This window comes from Herbaspirillum camelliae (assembly GCF_001929405.1).
Lineage (GTDB): Bacteria > Pseudomonadota > Gammaproteobacteria > Burkholderiales > Burkholderiaceae_D > Herbaspirillum > Herbaspirillum seropedicae.
Window position 1 is genome coordinate 3,105,275 of sequence record NZ_KV880769.1, and the last position, 16,048, is coordinate 3,121,322.

Below are 16,048 nucleotides of genomic sequence, written 5' to 3' on the forward strand. Positions count from 1 at the left end.
GTGGTGCGGATCATTGGCGGGGCTATAATCCACGGATCGTGGATTTCAATGGCTACATATCGTGAACAATACTCCCTTGCTGGAAGATCTGCGCCTGTTTTGCGTGGTGGCGCGCCACAGCAGTTTTGCGGGTTCGGCGCGCGAGGTGGGCGCATCACCTGCCTATATCAGCAAGCGCATCGCCCTGCTGGAGCAGGCCCTGGGCGTGCGGCTGTTCCATCGCACCACGCGCAGCGTGGTCATGACCGAAGACGGCGGCAATGTCCATGAATGGGCGCGCAGGATCCTGGATGACGTCGAGCAGATGATGGAGACGGTGAGCAGCGCCAAGCGCGTGCCGCGCGGGTTGCTCAAGATCAGCACCAGCTTCGGGCTGGGGCGCAAGGTGGTCTCGCCGTTGCTGTCGCGCTTTGCCAGCGAACATCCGGAACTGAAGATACAGCTGGAACTGGTGGACCGGCAGATCGACCTGGTTAATGAGGGGATCGATCTGGATATCCGCGTGGGGGCGGGGCATGAGCCGCATCTGTTCTCCAAGCGCATCCTGCCCAGCCAGCGGGTGCTGTGCGCCAGCCCGGCCTATCTCAAGAAGCATGGCCTGCCTGCGGACCTGGCCGCGCTACGCCAGCACCAGTGTCTGGTGATCCGCGAGCGCAACCAGTCCTTTGGCATCTGGCGCATGATGGGACCCAAGGGAGTGGAGACGGTCAAGGTCTCGGGCATGCTGGCCTCCAATCACGGCGAGATCATCCATCAGTGGGCTGTCGATGGTCATGGCATCATCCTGCGCTCGGCTTGGGATGTGGCTGACAGCCTCAAGCGCGGCCGGCTGGTGCGGGTGTTGCCTCAGTATTTTCAGGAGGCTGACTTGTGTGCGGTCTATCCCCTGCAGTTGAAGAATTCGGCCAAGGTGCGCGAATGCGTGCGCTTCCTGCAGAAGCATCTGGATGTGGCGGGGCTGCCGGCCATGGCTTGATAGGGAGGAAAGGGGGAGGCTGAGGTTGGCGGTGTGCGCATCCCCCTCCCGTTCGCACTGAGTAGCCGCGTGAGCGGCGTATCGAAGACGCCAAGTCCGCCGCGCCTTCGATACGCGCCTTGCGGCGCTACTCAGTCCGAACGGTAGGTGGGAGCAATGGCTCCTTGCTCGACACTCCGCGCTCAATGTTCAATGCTCAACGCCCATCCAGATGCTGCCGCACGATGCGCTCCAGCGCTTGCGCCACCTGCGATACGGCGGCGTCCTCGGCATGGCGGCGATGGTGCAGCAGCCGCAGCGGCGGTGCATCCAGCGGCAGGGGCGGGCGCAGGCAACTCAGTGCCACCGGGTGGGCCGCGCTGGCCGCAGGCACGCAGTGCATGGGCATGATGGCGATCAGGTCCGAGCCGTGCAGCAGGGCCGGGGCCATCAGGAAATTGGGGATCACCATGCCGATGCGGGCCCGGTGGCCTTGGGTGGCCAACTGCTCATCAAGCATGCGATTCAAGGTGTCGTGACTAGAGATGCGCAACTGTGGATGGGCCAGCCATTTGGCCAGCGTCAGTCCTTGCGCGGCCGGATGGTCGCGCCGCATGACGGCCACGCAGCGCTCTTGCAGGACGTCGCGCCCGCGCAGCGATGCATTGGGCTTGATGGCTCCCAGCACCAGTTCGGTGTGGCCGCTTTCCAGGCTGGCGGCGGCATGGGCGTCACCCTGCCAGGGCTGGAATTCCAGTGTCAGCGCGCCGGCGCTGCCGGCCAGCTCACGGTACAGCGGCTGCGCCACCACCTGCGCCGGATAGTCCGGCATGAGGATGCGCACCCGCTGCGGCTGGCTGCTTGCGCCCGCACTGGCCGATGCGGCGTGGCGTTCGGCCAGCGCCTGGCGCAGCGGTTCGCGCAGGGCTTGGGCGGTGCGGCTCAGTTGCATCTGCTGGCCGCCATCTTCCAGCAGCGGATCGCGCAGCAACTGGCGGCAGCGTTCCAGTGCGCTGGCTGCGGTCGGCAAGGACATGCCCACGCGCGCGGCGGCGCGCGCCAGGTGGGTTTCGTCGAGGACGGCGTCGAGCAATTGCAGCAGGCGGGTGTCGAGGGCAGCGAGGTTCATGAAGCGATCAGGCAGAAAAGAAACGACCCGCAGCCGGGCGGTTGCGGGTCAGGGGCGGCAGTGTAGCCGCTTCGCCGCGCGCCTTCAAGAGCGGCGCGGGCGGCTGCCAGACACGGGGATCAGCCGAAGGCTTCCTTGATGGTCTGGATCTTGCCCATCTCGGTGGCGTCGTAGCCGGCCAGGTTGTTGACCACCTTGCGGAAGCTGTCCGATTGCAGGATGTCGATGACCGCGCGGATCAGCGGATCGTGCAGCGAAGCCGCCGGCAGGGCGAAGAAATAGCGCTCGCGCACCAGCGGGATGAAGCCCAGTCCGAAGCGGTGGGCGGCGGTCTGCACCCCGAAGCCGACGTCGGCCATGCCGCTGGCGATGAAGGCAGCCACCGCCGAATGGGTGAACTCGGTGTTCTCGAAACCGTTGATCTTCTTGTGCGGAATACCCGCGCCGGCCAGCATCAGTTCCAGCAGCATGCGCGTGCCGGAGCCCGCTTCGCGATTGACGAAGCGCAGGTCGGTGCGGATCAGGTCAGTGAGGTTGCGCACGCCCTTGGGATTGTCCGGTTCCACGAACAGGCCCTGGTTGCGGATGGCCAGGTGGATCAGGCAGTCGCTGCGCTTGTTGAGCCATTTGGTGTAGGCGGAAACGGCTGGTTTCTCGAATTCCCCCAGCGGTACATGAAAGCCGGCCAGGTCGCACTCCTGGCGCGACAGCGCGGCCACGGCGTCGGTGCTGTGGCGATAGCGCACTTCCACCGGCAGGCGCGCCTCGTTGATCTTGCCCAGTAGTGCCGCCACCGCAAAACCATGGCTGGCGTTCAGGCGTACTTTCTCGGCCTTGCCCTCGACGGTCTTGCCCAGTTCGACTTCCAGTTCCGAGGCCAGGCTGTCCAGCGTCGGGGACAGGCGCGCCGTCACCAGGCGATCGGCCCACAGCAGCTTGCTGGCGAAATCGGTCAGTGTGGTGCCACGGCCACGTCCGCTCTCGATGAGGGCATTGCCGAACAGTCGCTCGGCCTCGCGCAACAGGCCCCAGGCATGGCGGTAGGAGTAGCGCGTCAACTGCGCCGCGCGGGCGATGGAACCGCTTTGCTGGATGGCGGTGAGCAACATCAGCAGGTTGGCGGTGTCCAGTGGCGCCTCGTTGTCGTAGGCGATTTCCCAGTGAGGTTTGATGTGGACTTTGTACATTTAAGAAAAATAAAGCATATTGAAACGCCCGTTTATCGGTGATAATTTCGCGTCACTCCGCATAAATGATAGAAAATATATGCGGCGTTGTACATATATAAATACAAGAGGAGGACATCGTCGCAAAGATGGAACGGTTTCACGACCCGTTCCTGCCGGCTTTGCCGCGACTTCCCTCCTTCGTTTTTGCCTACACACATCACTCATAAAATATTCGGAGGAATAATGGCTTTCGATTTCCTGAACAAGGAACACACAGTCGCCAAGCCTGGCTTCAATCGCTGGCTGGTCCCGCCAGCGGCGCTCGCAATCCACCTGTGCATCGGCATGGCCTACGGTTTTTCCGTGTTCTGGCTGCCGCTGTCGAAGGCCCTGGGCGTGACCGCGCCCATTGCCTGCGGCGCCGATGTCGGTTTCTTCGCCCAGGTCTTCTCGTCCTCCTGTGACTGGAAGATTTCCATGCTGGGCTGGATGTACACGATGTTCTTCGTCCTCCTGGGCATCTCCGCGGCCCTCTGGGGTGGCTGGCTGGAACATGCCGGTCCCCGCAAGGCCGGTGTCGTTGCCGCCATCTGCTGGTGCGGCGGCCTGCTGATCTCGGCCCTGGGCGTGAAGACGCACCAGATCTGGCTGATGTGGCTGGGCTCGGGCGTGATCGGCGGCGTGGGTCTGGGCCTGGGCTATATCTCGCCGGTGTCGACCCTGATCAAGTGGTTCCCTGACCGGCGCGGCATGGCTACCGGCATGGCCATCATGGGCTTCGGCGGTGGTGCGCTGGTCGGCACGCCGCTGGCCGATGCGCTGATGAAGAAGTTCGCCACCCCAACTTCGGTGGGCGTGTGGGAAACCTTCGTGGTCATGGCCGTCATCTACTTCGTCTTCATGATGGCCGGCGCCTTCGGCTACCGCGTACCGCCCACCGGCTGGAAGCCGGCTGGCTGGACCCCGCCGGTGGCCAAGTCCTCGGCGACCATGATCACCCAGAATCACGTCCACGTCTCCAAGGTCTGGGGCATTCCCCAGTTCTGGCTGGTGTGGCTGGTGCTCTGCCTGAACGTGTCGGCGGGTATCGGCGTCATCGGCATTGCTTCGCCGATGCTGCAGGAAGTGTTCGGTGGCAAGCTCTTGGGCGTGAATATCGGTTTCAATGACCTCTCGGTCGAGCAGAAGACCGCCATCGCGGCGCTGGCTGCCGGCTTCACGGGCCTGATCTCGCTGTTCAACATCGGTGGCCGTTTCGCCTGGGCTTCGTGCTCGGACTTCTTCGGTCGCAAGATGACCTACGCCATCTTCTTCGTGCTGGGCTTCGTGTTGTACGTGAGCCTGCCGTGGTCGGCCAAGTCGGGCAACATCCCGCTGTTCGTGGGTGCGGTCTGCATCATCCTGTCGATGTATGGCGGCGGCTTCGCTACCGTGCCGGCTTACCTGGCCGACCTGTTCGGCACCCAGATGGTGGGCGCCATCCACGGTCGCCTGCTGACTGCGTGGGCGACCGCCGGCATCCTCGGTCCGGTGGTGGTGAACTACATGCGTGAGTACCAGTTGGCCCAGGGCATGCCCAAGAACGAGGTCTACAACACCACCATGTACATCCTGGCCGGCATGCTCATCCTGGGCCTGATCTGCAACCTGCTGATCCGCCCGGTCGCGGCCAAGCACTTCATGACGCCGGAAGAACTGGCCCATGAAAAGAAACTGGCCCATGAAAAGTCGGCGGCCGATGCAGCGGTCACTGCCGGTTCGGGCGATATGTCCCAGATCGGCAGCGGCGGCAACCCGGTCATGATCGGTCTGGCCTGGGCGGCTGTCGGTATTCCGCTGATCTGGGGTATCACCCTGGTGCTGCAGAAGTCGGCGGTGCTGTTCCGTTGATCACTTGCTAACGTAGTTACGTAATTAAGTAGTTACGTAGTTTGGTGATCTTGTAGTTAAGTATTTCGGTAGTTCAGTAATTCAGTCATTTCGTTTTACCCGCAGGCCGGCTCCACCCGGCCTGCACGCAAGACCACAGCGGCGAAAGCCGCTGACACAAGCTGCCATGGCCACGTGAACCAGGGCAGCTTGTGTCAGCGACTATCAAAAAAACAGGAGCATGGCCTGCCCACCCGGTAAGGGCAGGCCAGCATCCACAGTGTTCAGACCAACCCCTAAAGGCAGGGAGAACATGCAACAACGGAGACTAGCTGGTTCGTCACGCACGGCGGTGCGCGCCCTTCACCGGGGCAGCGTCATGCCGCTGCATTGTTCTTCCCATCCCTTGATCTGCTTTCCGCAGGCTGCGCCTCCCTAGGCGCGGTTCCATCCCTTTCATTCGTCATTTGCGCGGTCCACAGAAGATCCTCCGGGAGAGGGACAAGGTCCGCATCAAGGCAACACAGGAGGCATCAATGAAGAGGCAACAGGTTTTCGACGTGGCGGCGGTGCGCGGCATCATCGCCGAGCGCAAGGAGATGGCCGGCGCCATGCTCCCCATCCTGCATGGCATCCAGGAAAAGGTCGGCTATATCCCCGCCGATGCGGTGCCGATGATCGCGGGGGAGTTGAATGTCTCGCGTGCCGAGGTGCATGGGGTGATCTCGTTCTATTACTTCTTCCGCCAGGAACCGGCGGGCCGGCACGTGGTGCAGGTCTGCCGCGCCGAAGCCTGCCAGGCGCGCGGCAGCGAAGCCCTGGCCGAGCATGCGCAGAACGTGCTGGGCTGCGGCTTCCATGAAACCAGCGCCGATGGCCAGTTCACGCTGGAGTCCGTGTATTGCCTGGGCCAGTGCGCCATCGGTCCCAACCTCACCCTCGATGACGAGCTGCACGCCCGCGTCGATGCCGACAAGTTCAAGCGCCTGATCCAGGCCAAGCGGGAGGCATGATGAGCACCAACGATACCGTGACCGTCTACGTCCCGCGTGATTCCACCGCGCTGGCGCTGGGCGCCAATGAAGTGGCCGCCGCCATCGCCGCCGAGGCGCACAAACGCGGCCAGTCCATCAGGCTGGTGCGCAATGGTTCGCGCGGCATGTTCTGGCTGGAACCGCTGGTGGAAGTGGCCACTGCGGCGGGCCGCGTAGCCTATGGGCCGGTGGCGCCCGAGGATGTCGCCGGGCTGTTCGATGCGAGCCTGCTGCAAGGCGGCCAGCATGCGCTGCACCTGGGATTGACCGAAGAGATTGCCTTCCTGAAGAACCAGGAGCGCCTCACCTTCGCCCGCGTGGGCATCATCGATCCCCTCTCGCTGGAAGATTACCTGGCCCACGAAGGCTACGTGGGCCTGAAGAATGCGCTGGCCAAGACGCCCGAGGCCATCGTCCAGCAGATGATAGCTTCCGGCTTGCGTGGCCGGGGCGGCGCGGCCTTCCCGACCGGCATCAAATGGCAGACCGTGCTGCGCGCGCAATCGGCGCAGAAGTACGTGGTCTGCAATGCCGACGAAGGGGACTCCGGCACCTTCTCCGATCGCATGATCATGGAAGACGATCCCTTCACGCTCATCGAAGGCATGACCATTGCCGGTCTCGCCGTGGGCGCGACCGAAGGCTACATCTACGTGCGCTCCGAATATCCGCATTCGATTGCCACCCTGGAGCAAGCTATCGCCATTGCCCATGCACAGGGTTACCTGGGCGATGACATCCTGGGTTCCGGCAAGTCCTTCCGCCTGGAAGTGCGCAAGGGCGCCGGGGCCTACATCTGCGGCGAAGAAACCGCCATGCTGGAAAGCCTGGAAGGCAAGCGCGGCGTGGTGCGCGCCAAGCCGCCGCTGCCGGCGATCGAAGGCCTGTTCGGCAAGCCCACCGTGATCAACAACCTGATCTCGCTGGCCTCGGTCCCGGTGATCCTGGCGCGGGGCGCGGACTTCTACAAGAACTATGGCGTAGGCCGCTCGCATGGCACGCTGCCTTTCCAGCTGGCCGGCAACATCCGCCAGGGTGGTCTGGTGGAGAAGGCCTTCGGCCTCACGCTGCGCCAGTTGCTGGAAGACTTCGGCGGCGGCAGCGCCAGTGGCCGGCCGATTCGCGCAGTGCAGATGGGTGGCCCGCTGGGCGCCTACCTGCCGCCCTCGCAGTTCGATACGCCGCTGGACTATGAGGCCTTTGCCGCCATCGGCGCCATGATCGGCCACGGTGGCCTGGTGGCCTTTGATGACAGTGTGGACATGGCCCGGCAGGCACGCTACGCGATGCAGTTCTGCGCCGTGGAATCCTGCGGCAAGTGCACCCCTTGCCGCATCGGCTCCACACGCGGCGTGGAAGTGATCGACAAGATCATCGCCAACGAGGAACGGCCGCAACAGATCCACCTGTTGAAGAGCCTGTGCGACACCATGGTCAATGGCTCGCTGTGCGCCATGGGCGGCATGACGCCGTTCCCGGTGCTGTCGGCCCTGAACCATTTCCCGGAAGACTTCGGCGCGCCCAGCGAACAGGCGGCCTGATCCCATCAGCGAAGTAGCGAACCAGCAAATTAGCGAATTAGCGAATGCAAGGAGTTGCACATGAACCAGCTCAATGAAACGGATTACGGCACCCCCGCGCGTGCCTCGGAAAACATGGTCACGCTGGAGATCGACGGCGTGGCGGTCACCGTGCCAGCCGGCACCTCGGTCATGCGCGCCTCAGTCGAGGCCGGCATCAACGTGCCCAAGCTATGCGCCACCGACAGCCTGGAACCTTTCGGTTCCTGCCGCCTGTGCCTGGTGGAGATCGAAAAGGATGGCCGCAAGATGAAGGGCTATCCGGCCTCCTGCACCACGCCCTGCGAACCGGGCATGAAGGTGCAGACGCAGACCCCCAAGCTGGCCGAGATCCGGCGCGGCGTGATGGAGCTCTACATCTCCGACCACCCGTTGGATTGCCTGACCTGTCCCACCAACGGCAACTGCGAACTGCAGGACATGGCCGGTGTGGTCGGCCTGCGCGAAGTGCGTTATGGCTACGAGGGCGAGAACCACACCACGATGAAGAAGGATGAATCCAATCCCTACTTCACCTATGACCCCTCCAAGTGCATCGTCTGCAACCGCTGCGTGCGGGCCTGCGAAGAAACCCAGGGTACCTTTGCGCTGACCATCAATGGCCGTGGCTTCGAATCGCGGGTGTCGGCAGGGCAGATGGAAGCCTTCATGGAATCCGAATGCGTCTCCTGCGGCGCCTGCGTCGAGGCTTGCCCGACCGCCACGCTGACCGAGAAGACCGTCATCATGCTGGGCCAGGCCGAGCACAGCAAGGTCACCACCTGCGCCTATTGCGGCGTGGGTTGTTCCTTCAAGGCCGAGATGAAGGGCAATGAAGTGGTGCGCATGGTGCCGTACAAGGATGGCAAGGCCAACCAGGGCCACTCCTGCGTCAAGGGCCGTTTCGCTTGGGGCTACGCGACCCACAAGGACCGCATCCTCAACCCCATGATCCGCAAGAGCATCAACGACCCGTGGCGTGAAGTGTCCTGGGAAGAGGCGCTGTCCTACGCGGCCAGCGAGTTCCGCCGCATCCAGGCCAAGCATGGCAAGGATTCCATCGGCGGCATCACCTCCTCCCGCTGCACCAATGAAGAAACCTATCTGGTGCAGAAGCTGGTGCGCGCCGCCTTCGGCAACAACAACGTCGATACCTGCGCGCGCGTGTGCCATTCGCCGACCGGCTATGGTCTCAAGCAGACCCTGGGCGAATCGGCCGGCACCCAGACGTTTGAATCGGTGATGAAGTCCGACGTCATTCTCATCATGGGCGCCAATCCGGCTGCGGGCCATCCGGTGTTTGCCTCGCAGATCAAACGCCGCGTGCGCCAGGGCGCCAGGCTGATCGTGATCGATCCGCGCACCACCGAGATGGTCAAGTCGCCGCACATCCAGGCCGACTATCACCTCAAGCTGCGCCCCGGCACCAACACCGCCATCATCACCGCTCTGGCCCACGTGATCCTCTCCGAAGGCCTGCAGAACGAGTCCTACATCCAGGAACGCTGTGACCTGCAGTCGTACAAGGACTGGAAGGAATTCGTCCTGCGCGAAGACAATTCCCCCGAAGCCATGGCCGCCATTACGGGCGTACCCGCCGACATCATCCGTGGCGCGGCTCGCCTCTACGCCACCGGCGGCAACGCCGCGATCTACTACGGCCTGGGCGTGACCGAGCATGCACAGGGTTCGACCACCGTGATGGGCATCGCCAACCTGGCCATGTGCACCGGCAACGTCGGCCGCGAAGGCGTGGGCGTGAACCCGCTGCGAGGCCAGAACAATGTGCAGGGTTCCTGCGACATGGGTTCCTTCCCGCATGAACTGCCGGGCTATCGCCACATTTCGGACTCCACCGTGCGCGGTCAGTTCGAACAGGCCTGGGGCGTGACGCTGAACCCGGAGCCGGGCCTGCGCATTCCCAACATGTTCGATGCGGCCCTCGATGGCAGCTTCAAGGGCCTGTACTGCGAGGGCGAGGACATCGTGCAGTCGGACCCGAATACCCAGCACGTCGCCGCGGCCTTGCAGGCCATGGAATGCATCGTGGTGCAAGACCTGTTCCTGAACGAAACGGCCAAGTATGCGCACGTCTTCCTGCCTGGTTCGTCCTTCCTGGAAAAGGATGGCACCTTCACCAATGCCGAGCGCCGCATCTCGCGCGTGCGCAAGGTGATGCCGCCCAAGGCCGGCAAGTCCGACTGGGAAGTCACGGTGGCGCTGGCCGAAGCGCTGGGTTACCCGATGCCGTACAATCACCCCTCGGAAATCATGGACGAGATCGCCGCCCTGACGCCCAGCTTCCATGGCGTGAGCTACGACAAGCTGGAAAAACTCGGCAGCATCCAGTGGCCCTGCAACGAGTCCGCTCCGGAAGGCACGCCCATCATGCACGTGGGCAGCTTCATCCGTGGCAAGGGCAAGTTCATCAACACGCAATACTTCGCCACCGACGAGAAGGTGACGCAGCGTTACCCGCTGATCCTGACCACCGGCCGCATCCTGTCGCAGTACAACGTGGGCGCGCAGACGCGCCGCACCGAGAACTCGCAATGGCATAGCGAAGACCGGCTGGAGATCCACCCGCACGATGCCGAGGACCGTGGCATCCGCGAGGGTGACTGGGTCGGTGTGGAGTCGCGCGCAGGCCAGACCGTGCTGCGGGCGACCGTGACCGAGAAGGTGCAGCCGGGGGTGGTCTATACCACCTTCCACTTCCCGGAATCGGGCGCCAACGTGATCACCACCGACAACTCCGACTGGGCCACCAACTGCCCCGAGTACAAGGTGACGGCGGTGCAGGTGATGCCGGTGACGCAGCCCTCGCAATGGCAGCAGCATTACGAGCGCTTCAACCGCGAGCAGCTCGATCTGCTCAAGGGCGAGGTGCAGGCCGAGCCCTTGGTGACGAAGTAGGCAACGCAGCCCCGGCGGGCTCGTGCTGCCATGATTTCCGCAGACACGAGCCCAACCTACCCAGCAGGACAGCATGAACACCAGCAAGCCCAGCAGCCCCCTCATCGACGACAGCACCGGCGACTACGCCACCTTCACCCGCGTGCAGGTGGATCGCTGGCGCGACGGCCAGCGCGAGACCGTGGAAGATGTAGTGGCAGAGGAAGTCCCGATCGCGCTGGAATACAACGGTATCTCGCATGCCGTGATGATGGCCACGCCCGCTGACCTGGAAGATTTCGCGCTGGGCTTCTCGCTCACCGAAGGCATCCTGGCCGATCCTAGCGAGCTGTATGAATGCGAGATCGTGCCCGGCTGCGAAGGTGTGCAGGTCCAGATGCGCATTGCCACCGAGCGCTTCGTGGCGCTGAAGGAAAAGCGCCGCAACCTGACTGGCCGCACCGGCTGCGGCCTGTGCGGGGCCGAGACGCTGGAGCAGGCCGTGCGACATCCGCAGGCGGTGCAGGGCGCTGCCTCGTTCTCGGTGCAGCAGGTGCATGCGGCCTTCGAGCAGATGCAGGCGGGGCAGCAATTGCTGCAGGCCACGGGCGCGACGCATGCGGCGGCGTGGATGGATGCCTCCGGGCGCATCGTGCTGGTGCGCGAAGATGTGGGCCGCCACAATGCGCTGGACAAGCTCATCGGCGCATTGGCGGAAGAGGGTGCGGATTTTGCGCAGGGCGCGGCCATCATCACCAGCCGCGCCAGTTACGAGATGGTGCAGAAGGCGGCCACGGTGGGCATCGGTTTCATCGCCGCCGTGTCAGCCCCGACCGCATTGGCGATCCGGTTGGCCGAAGAGACGGATGTGACGCTGCTGGGCTTTGTGCGCAAGCAGGGGCATGTGGTGTATGCACGGCCGCATCGCTTGCGATGAATCGCTGGCCTGGGCGAACCGATTGTTGGACTGATGGACTGACGGATTGACGAACAGAGCAGGAGGAGACCCCTATGAATACCGAACACCTGGTCAAGATGGCCAACCAGATTGGCAGTTTCTTTTCCACCATGCCCGACCGCGACCAGGCCATCGCCGACCTGGCCACCCATCTCAAGCGTTTCTGGGAGCCGCGCATGCGCAAGGCCTTCCTGGAACATATCGAGAAGACGCAAGGGGAGGGCGTGGACGCCATCGTGCTGGAGGCGGTCAATCGGCATTTGCAACAGTTGGCGGTGTAGCGCTGCGGCGCCTTTGCTGATTCATTGAAACCGCTCAGCTTGCTGGGCGGTTTTTTTGTCAGCGGCTTGCGCGCGGTGGTAAGTGAGATAGTCCGCCAATAAATTTTCGGTATTGCGCCAATAGAACGCCAATAGGTGTGAAAATGAGTTGTTAAGTTATTGATTAAGTGGATAAAATTGACGGCAATTAAATCACGAAAGTCCGCCAAATGCCCGCCATTGGAAAGATAGAACCGGTACTGCCCATGAACTCGGATCTGGTCCCCTTGCTGGAGCTGGCCTCGGATCTGCGGGCCGAGTCCATCGTGCTGCTCTCGCATGTCGGGGAGCAATCCCGGCAGGTGTTGGCGAGTATGTTGCGCGCGATGAATTCATACTACTCTAACAAGATCGAGGGCCAACATACCTATCCCGCTGATCTTGAAGATGCGCTGCACCGCCATTTTTCAGCCGATGCCGAGATCCACAAGCGTCAGGTCCTGGCGTTGGCGCACATGGCGGTGGAAGAGGAGTTCGAATCGCGTGCGCAGACTGTGCCGTGGGATTTCATGTTCACTCAGGAGTGGATAAGCGATCTGCATGCGTCGCTGTACGCACGGCTGCATGATGAAAGCACCATCGTGCTTGATCAGAATGGCCGTGAACGCGGGCGCTTTCAGCCGGGGGCTCTGCGTCGGCACGCCGTGAAAGTCGGGGCGCATACGGCACCTGAGCACAAACTGCTCCCCGATCTGCTGGCGCACTTCCACGATCGCTACGGCAAGGTGCAATACCGCGATGTCAGCAAGATCATCGTCGCTGGCGCATCCTTGCATCGGCTGTCGTGGATACACCCCTTCATGGATGGCAATGGACGCGTCAGCCGTCTGCAAAACCATGTTTTGTTGCATCACCTCGGATTGATGGATGGGCTGTGGTCACCCATGCGTGGATTGGCGCGTAACCAGCAGGCCTACTACGGCGCCCTGCATCAGGCGGACTTGCCCCGTCGCAACGCCACCGATGGCAGGGGTGAGTTAAGTTCCAAGGGACTGGCCGATTTCATCCGCTTTTGGCTTGATACCTGCCTGGATCAGGTTCGATTCATGGGGCAACTCTTGCGGTTTCCGGAAATGGAAGCCCGCTACGTCAATCTGGCACTGCTGTTCGCGCATGGTTTTGGCCGGGAGCCGGTACAGCATCACCGCAGCATCCTGCGGCCCGAACTGTTGGGCAAGGTCCTGTATCGTCTGTTCCGCGCCGGGCAAATGGAGCGTAGCGAGTTCAAGGCCGCACTCGATATTTCGGATCGCACTGCGACGCGACTCATCAGTCGCTTGCTGGAGCAGCGACTGATTGTCTCCGAAGGACGGATGGCGGTGTTGCAGCCGGGCTTCCCCATGGGCAGTTTCCGTTATCTCTTCCCGGGATTGTGGCCTGAGGTGGAGGGTTTGGAGATGCAGCCTGTCGGAGGCGAGTAAAGCAGGTGAGCCAGGCGCAGTTGCCTCGTTCCCCTCACGCCGCCAACGGCACCCCCGCCGCAATTCGATGAAACCTGCGCCCGAAGTAAGCCAGTCCATCGGCCTGCGACGCCGCCAGGCGAATGCGCCGGATCTCCACGAAGAGCACACTGTGCGTCCCCGCCTGCTGCTGCAACACGATATCCCCTTCCAGCACCGCCAGCGCATCCGGCAGCACCGGCTGGCCGTAGTCACCCATCTCCCAGCGCACCTGCGCCATGCGTTCCTCGGCGGCCAGCCCGGTCATGCCGGCGATGATGCGCGCCACCTCTTCGTGATGCGCGGCCAGGATGTTGATGCACAGGCGGCCATTGCCGACGAGGACAGGATGCGCTGCGCTGCTGACGTTGATGCAGACCAGAACCGTGGCCGGGTCATCCGAGACCGAGCTGACGGCGCTGACCGTCATTGCCGCACGGCCTGCGGGACCGTCGGTGGTGATGATGTTGACGGCCGCTGAGAGGCGCGCCATGGCGTCGCGAAAGTCTTGCTTCATGGTAGGTCCATCCAAAAATGAGGTGACATCCGGCACCAGGCTTCGTATCCTTTGCGCCATTACTGACACCATTATTAGCGCCATCAGTAGCGCCATCAGCAGCAGCGTCTGCAGCGCTATCTGGCGCATGCCGGCCAGCCGGTGAGAGGGAGAACGCAGCGCTTGCAACAGCCTGCGTCCTGGGATGAACAATAGACCCTGAGCAAATCACGGGTCAAATGATTGTCTGGAATGTTCCGCATGAAGCAAATGAATATCGCCGCAGCCGACCTGAACCTGCTCAAGACCTTCATCGTCATCTGGGAGCTGCGCAGCCTCACCGCCGCCGCCGAGCGCCTGCACCTGACGCAGCCGGCGGTGAGCCATGCACTGCGCCGCCTGCGCGAGATGTTCGATGATCCGCTGTTCGTGCGCAGCACCAGCGCCATGGTGCCGACCGAAACGGCCATTCGCCTGCATGAGCCCATCGCACGCGCGCTCGACATCCTGCAGGAGGCCTTGCACACCCACGCACAGTTCGACCCGGCCACGGCCACCCGCACCTTCCACCTGGTGATGTCGGACATGTCGTGCAGCCACGTGCTGCCGCTGCTGATGGAAGAGCTGGCCCATGCCGCGCCGCATGTGTCGATCGAGGTGCAGCAGATGGCCATGGAAAACCTGGGTGCAGCCATGCGCAATGGCGATGTCGACCTGGCCTTCGGCTACCTGCCCGGCCTGCCGGAAGACTGCCAGAGCCAGCTGGTGCTCTATGACGATTACATCTGCATGCTGCGCCGGGAACATCCGCTGGCCCAAGGTCCGCTGACGCTGGAGAACCTGCTGCAGTTGCGCTACGTCTACACCGTCACCAACACCACCGGCCACCAGCTGGCCGAGGATGTGCTGCGCAATGCGGGCGTGAAGCGCGACGTGGCGCTGCGCATGCCGCATTTCACGGTAGCGCCGCAGATCGTCCGCATCACCGACCTGGCGCTGTTCCTGCCGCGCAGCATCGCCGAGCGCAACAACCTCGATCATGCCTTCGTGCTGCTGGACCTGCCGCTGGAGATGCCGCGCATTCCGGTGAGCATCTACACTCACACGCGCTTCTCGGGTGACACCGGCATCCAGTGGCTACGGAGTCTGCTGATCGAGATGTTCGGACGCGCCGAAGCCTAGCACGACAGCCATGATGATCGCGCCCGATAGGGCGCATCAGTTGCGTTGATTTGACCATCGGTGAGGGTGGCCCGACACTACGGGCCAGACCGATCTTTCTACCTACCGCCATGCGCGCCATCTGCTATCACCACTACGGACCGCCTTCCGTACTCCATCTGTGCGACCTCGATGAACAGCCCTTGCCGCCCGGCCACGTGCGCGTGGCCATGCAGGCTGCCGGCGTGGCGCCCGTGGATACCAAGCTGCGCGCGGGCCTGCTGCAACATCTGGTAGCGCTGGACTTGCCCAAGGTGCCGGGTCGCGATGGTGCGGGCGTCATCACGGCGCTGGGTGAAGGCGTGCATACGCTGCAAGTCGGTGAGGCGGTGTGCGTCATGCCGTCCATGTCGGGACGCGGCACGACGCTGGCCGAGCTGGTGCTGCCGCAGGAACAGGTGGTGCGCAAGCCCGATGTGCTGTCCATGCAGCAAGCCGCTGCGCTGTTGCAGCCGGCTTGCAGCGCCTGGATTGCGCTGATGCAGACCGCCCCCATTGCGGCCGGCATGAAGGTCTTCATCCATGCAGGTTCGGGTGCGGTGGGCAGTCTCATGGTGCAGCTGGCGGCGCACCTGGGCGCCGAGGTGACGGCGAGCTGCCGCAGCAGCAATGTCGAGTACGTCGCCGCGCTGGGCGCGTCGCACGTGCTCGCTTATGATCGCGATGGGCTGGGCAGTGTGCGCGGCCAGGATGTGGTGATCGATCTGGTGGGCGGGGCCGCGCATGACCAGTCCTATCGCATGCTGCGACGGGGCGGGCAGTTGGTCTGGCTGGTGGCCGCGCCGATACGGGAGAGGGGGGAGGAGTTCGGTGTCTGCGTCAGGCGCGCGCTGATCCATGAGGATCAGTCCATCTTGCAACAGGTAGCGGCGCTGGCGCAGCAAGGCGTCTGGCGTCCTGCCGTGAGCGGAGTGTTGCCGATGCAGGAGATTGCACGGGCGCACCAGATGATCGAAGCCGGCGAGGTCATGCGCGGGCGGCTGGTGCTGGATATCGGTTAGCTA

13 protein-coding genes are annotated in these 16,048 nt (G+C 63.2%); 10 read left to right on the forward strand and 3 right to left on the reverse strand.

Going from position 1 to position 16,048, the window contains the following annotated elements:
• The first annotated feature begins 61 nt into the window (after nt 1-61).
• Nucleotides 62-976: a LysR family transcriptional regulator gene (locus BGK68_RS13750; protein WP_075257564.1), complete on the forward strand. Its 915-nt coding sequence runs from the start codon at nt 62-64 to the stop codon at nt 974-976.
• Nucleotides 977-1,172: 196 nt separating this feature from the next.
• Here the strand turns inward: BGK68_RS13750 and BGK68_RS13755 are convergent, their stop codons facing one another.
• Complete coding sequence (locus BGK68_RS13755; RefSeq protein ID WP_075257565.1) at nt 1,173-2,084, reverse strand: LysR substrate-binding domain-containing protein; 912 nt, start codon at nt 2,082-2,084, stop codon at nt 1,173-1,175.
• 119 nt (nt 2,085-2,203) lie between these two features.
• Nucleotides 2,204-3,271, reverse strand: coding sequence for a substrate-binding domain-containing protein (locus tag BGK68_RS13760; protein ID WP_075257566.1), 1,068 nt, complete (start codon nt 3,269-3,271; stop codon nt 2,204-2,206).
• A gap of 225 nt (nt 3,272-3,496) precedes the next feature.
• On the opposite strand from BGK68_RS13760, the gene BGK68_RS13765 reads away from it, so the two are divergent.
• The 7 genes from BGK68_RS13765 (at nt 3,497) to BGK68_RS13795 (ending at nt 13,309) form a co-directional block, all read left to right on the forward strand.
• Nucleotides 3,497-5,143 (forward strand): OFA family MFS transporter, encoded by a 1,647-nt coding sequence (locus tag BGK68_RS13765; RefSeq protein ID WP_075257567.1) that lies wholly within the window; start codon nt 3,497-3,499, stop codon nt 5,141-5,143.
• 515 nt (nt 5,144-5,658) lie between these two features.
• Nucleotides 5,659-6,135, forward strand: coding sequence for a formate dehydrogenase subunit gamma (locus BGK68_RS13770; RefSeq protein WP_075257568.1), 477 nt, complete (start codon nt 5,659-5,661; stop codon nt 6,133-6,135).
• Nucleotides 6,135-7,697, forward strand: coding sequence for a formate dehydrogenase beta subunit (locus BGK68_RS13775; protein ID WP_075257569.1), 1,563 nt, complete (start codon nt 6,135-6,137; stop codon nt 7,695-7,697). The genes BGK68_RS13770 and BGK68_RS13775 overlap by 1 nt, the downstream gene beginning before the upstream one ends.
• A gap of 60 nt (nt 7,698-7,757) precedes the next feature.
• Complete coding sequence (fdhF, locus tag BGK68_RS13780) at nt 7,758-10,631, forward strand: formate dehydrogenase subunit alpha (RefSeq protein WP_075257570.1); 2,874 nt, start codon at nt 7,758-7,760, stop codon at nt 10,629-10,631.
• Between the two features lie 73 nt (nt 10,632-10,704).
• The gene (fdhD, locus tag BGK68_RS13785) at nt 10,705-11,547 is read left to right on the forward strand and encodes a formate dehydrogenase accessory sulfurtransferase FdhD (protein ID WP_075257571.1); all 843 of its coding nucleotides are present in this window, start codon (nt 10,705-10,707) and stop codon (nt 11,545-11,547) included.
• 74 nt (nt 11,548-11,621) lie between these two features.
• A complete protein-coding gene (locus tag BGK68_RS13790) occupies nt 11,622-11,849 on the forward strand; it encodes a formate dehydrogenase subunit delta (RefSeq protein ID WP_075257572.1) in 228 nt (75 codons plus the stop codon).
• Nucleotides 11,850-12,094: 245 nt separating this feature from the next.
• Nucleotides 12,095-13,309 (forward strand): Fic family protein, encoded by a 1,215-nt coding sequence (locus tag BGK68_RS13795; RefSeq protein WP_158035455.1) that lies wholly within the window; start codon nt 12,095-12,097, stop codon nt 13,307-13,309.
• A gap of 34 nt (nt 13,310-13,343) precedes the next feature.
• Here the strand turns inward: BGK68_RS13795 and BGK68_RS13800 are convergent, their stop codons facing one another.
• Nucleotides 13,344-13,844 carry a flavin reductase gene (locus BGK68_RS13800; RefSeq protein WP_075257574.1) on the reverse strand — a complete coding sequence of 167 codons (501 nt, stop codon included), beginning with the start codon at nt 13,842-13,844 and terminating at the stop codon, nt 13,344-13,346.
• Nucleotides 13,845-14,084: 240 nt separating this feature from the next.
• On the opposite strand from BGK68_RS13800, the gene BGK68_RS13805 reads away from it, so the two are divergent.
• Entirely contained in the window at nt 14,085-15,005 is a 921-nt protein-coding gene (locus BGK68_RS13805; protein WP_075259829.1) for a LysR family transcriptional regulator, read from the forward strand.
• Nucleotides 15,006-15,115: 110 nt separating this feature from the next.
• Nucleotides 15,116-16,045: a quinone oxidoreductase family protein gene (locus BGK68_RS13810; RefSeq protein ID WP_075257575.1), complete on the forward strand. Its 930-nt coding sequence runs from the start codon at nt 15,116-15,118 to the stop codon at nt 16,043-16,045.
• Nucleotides 16,046-16,048: the final 3 nt, after the last annotated feature.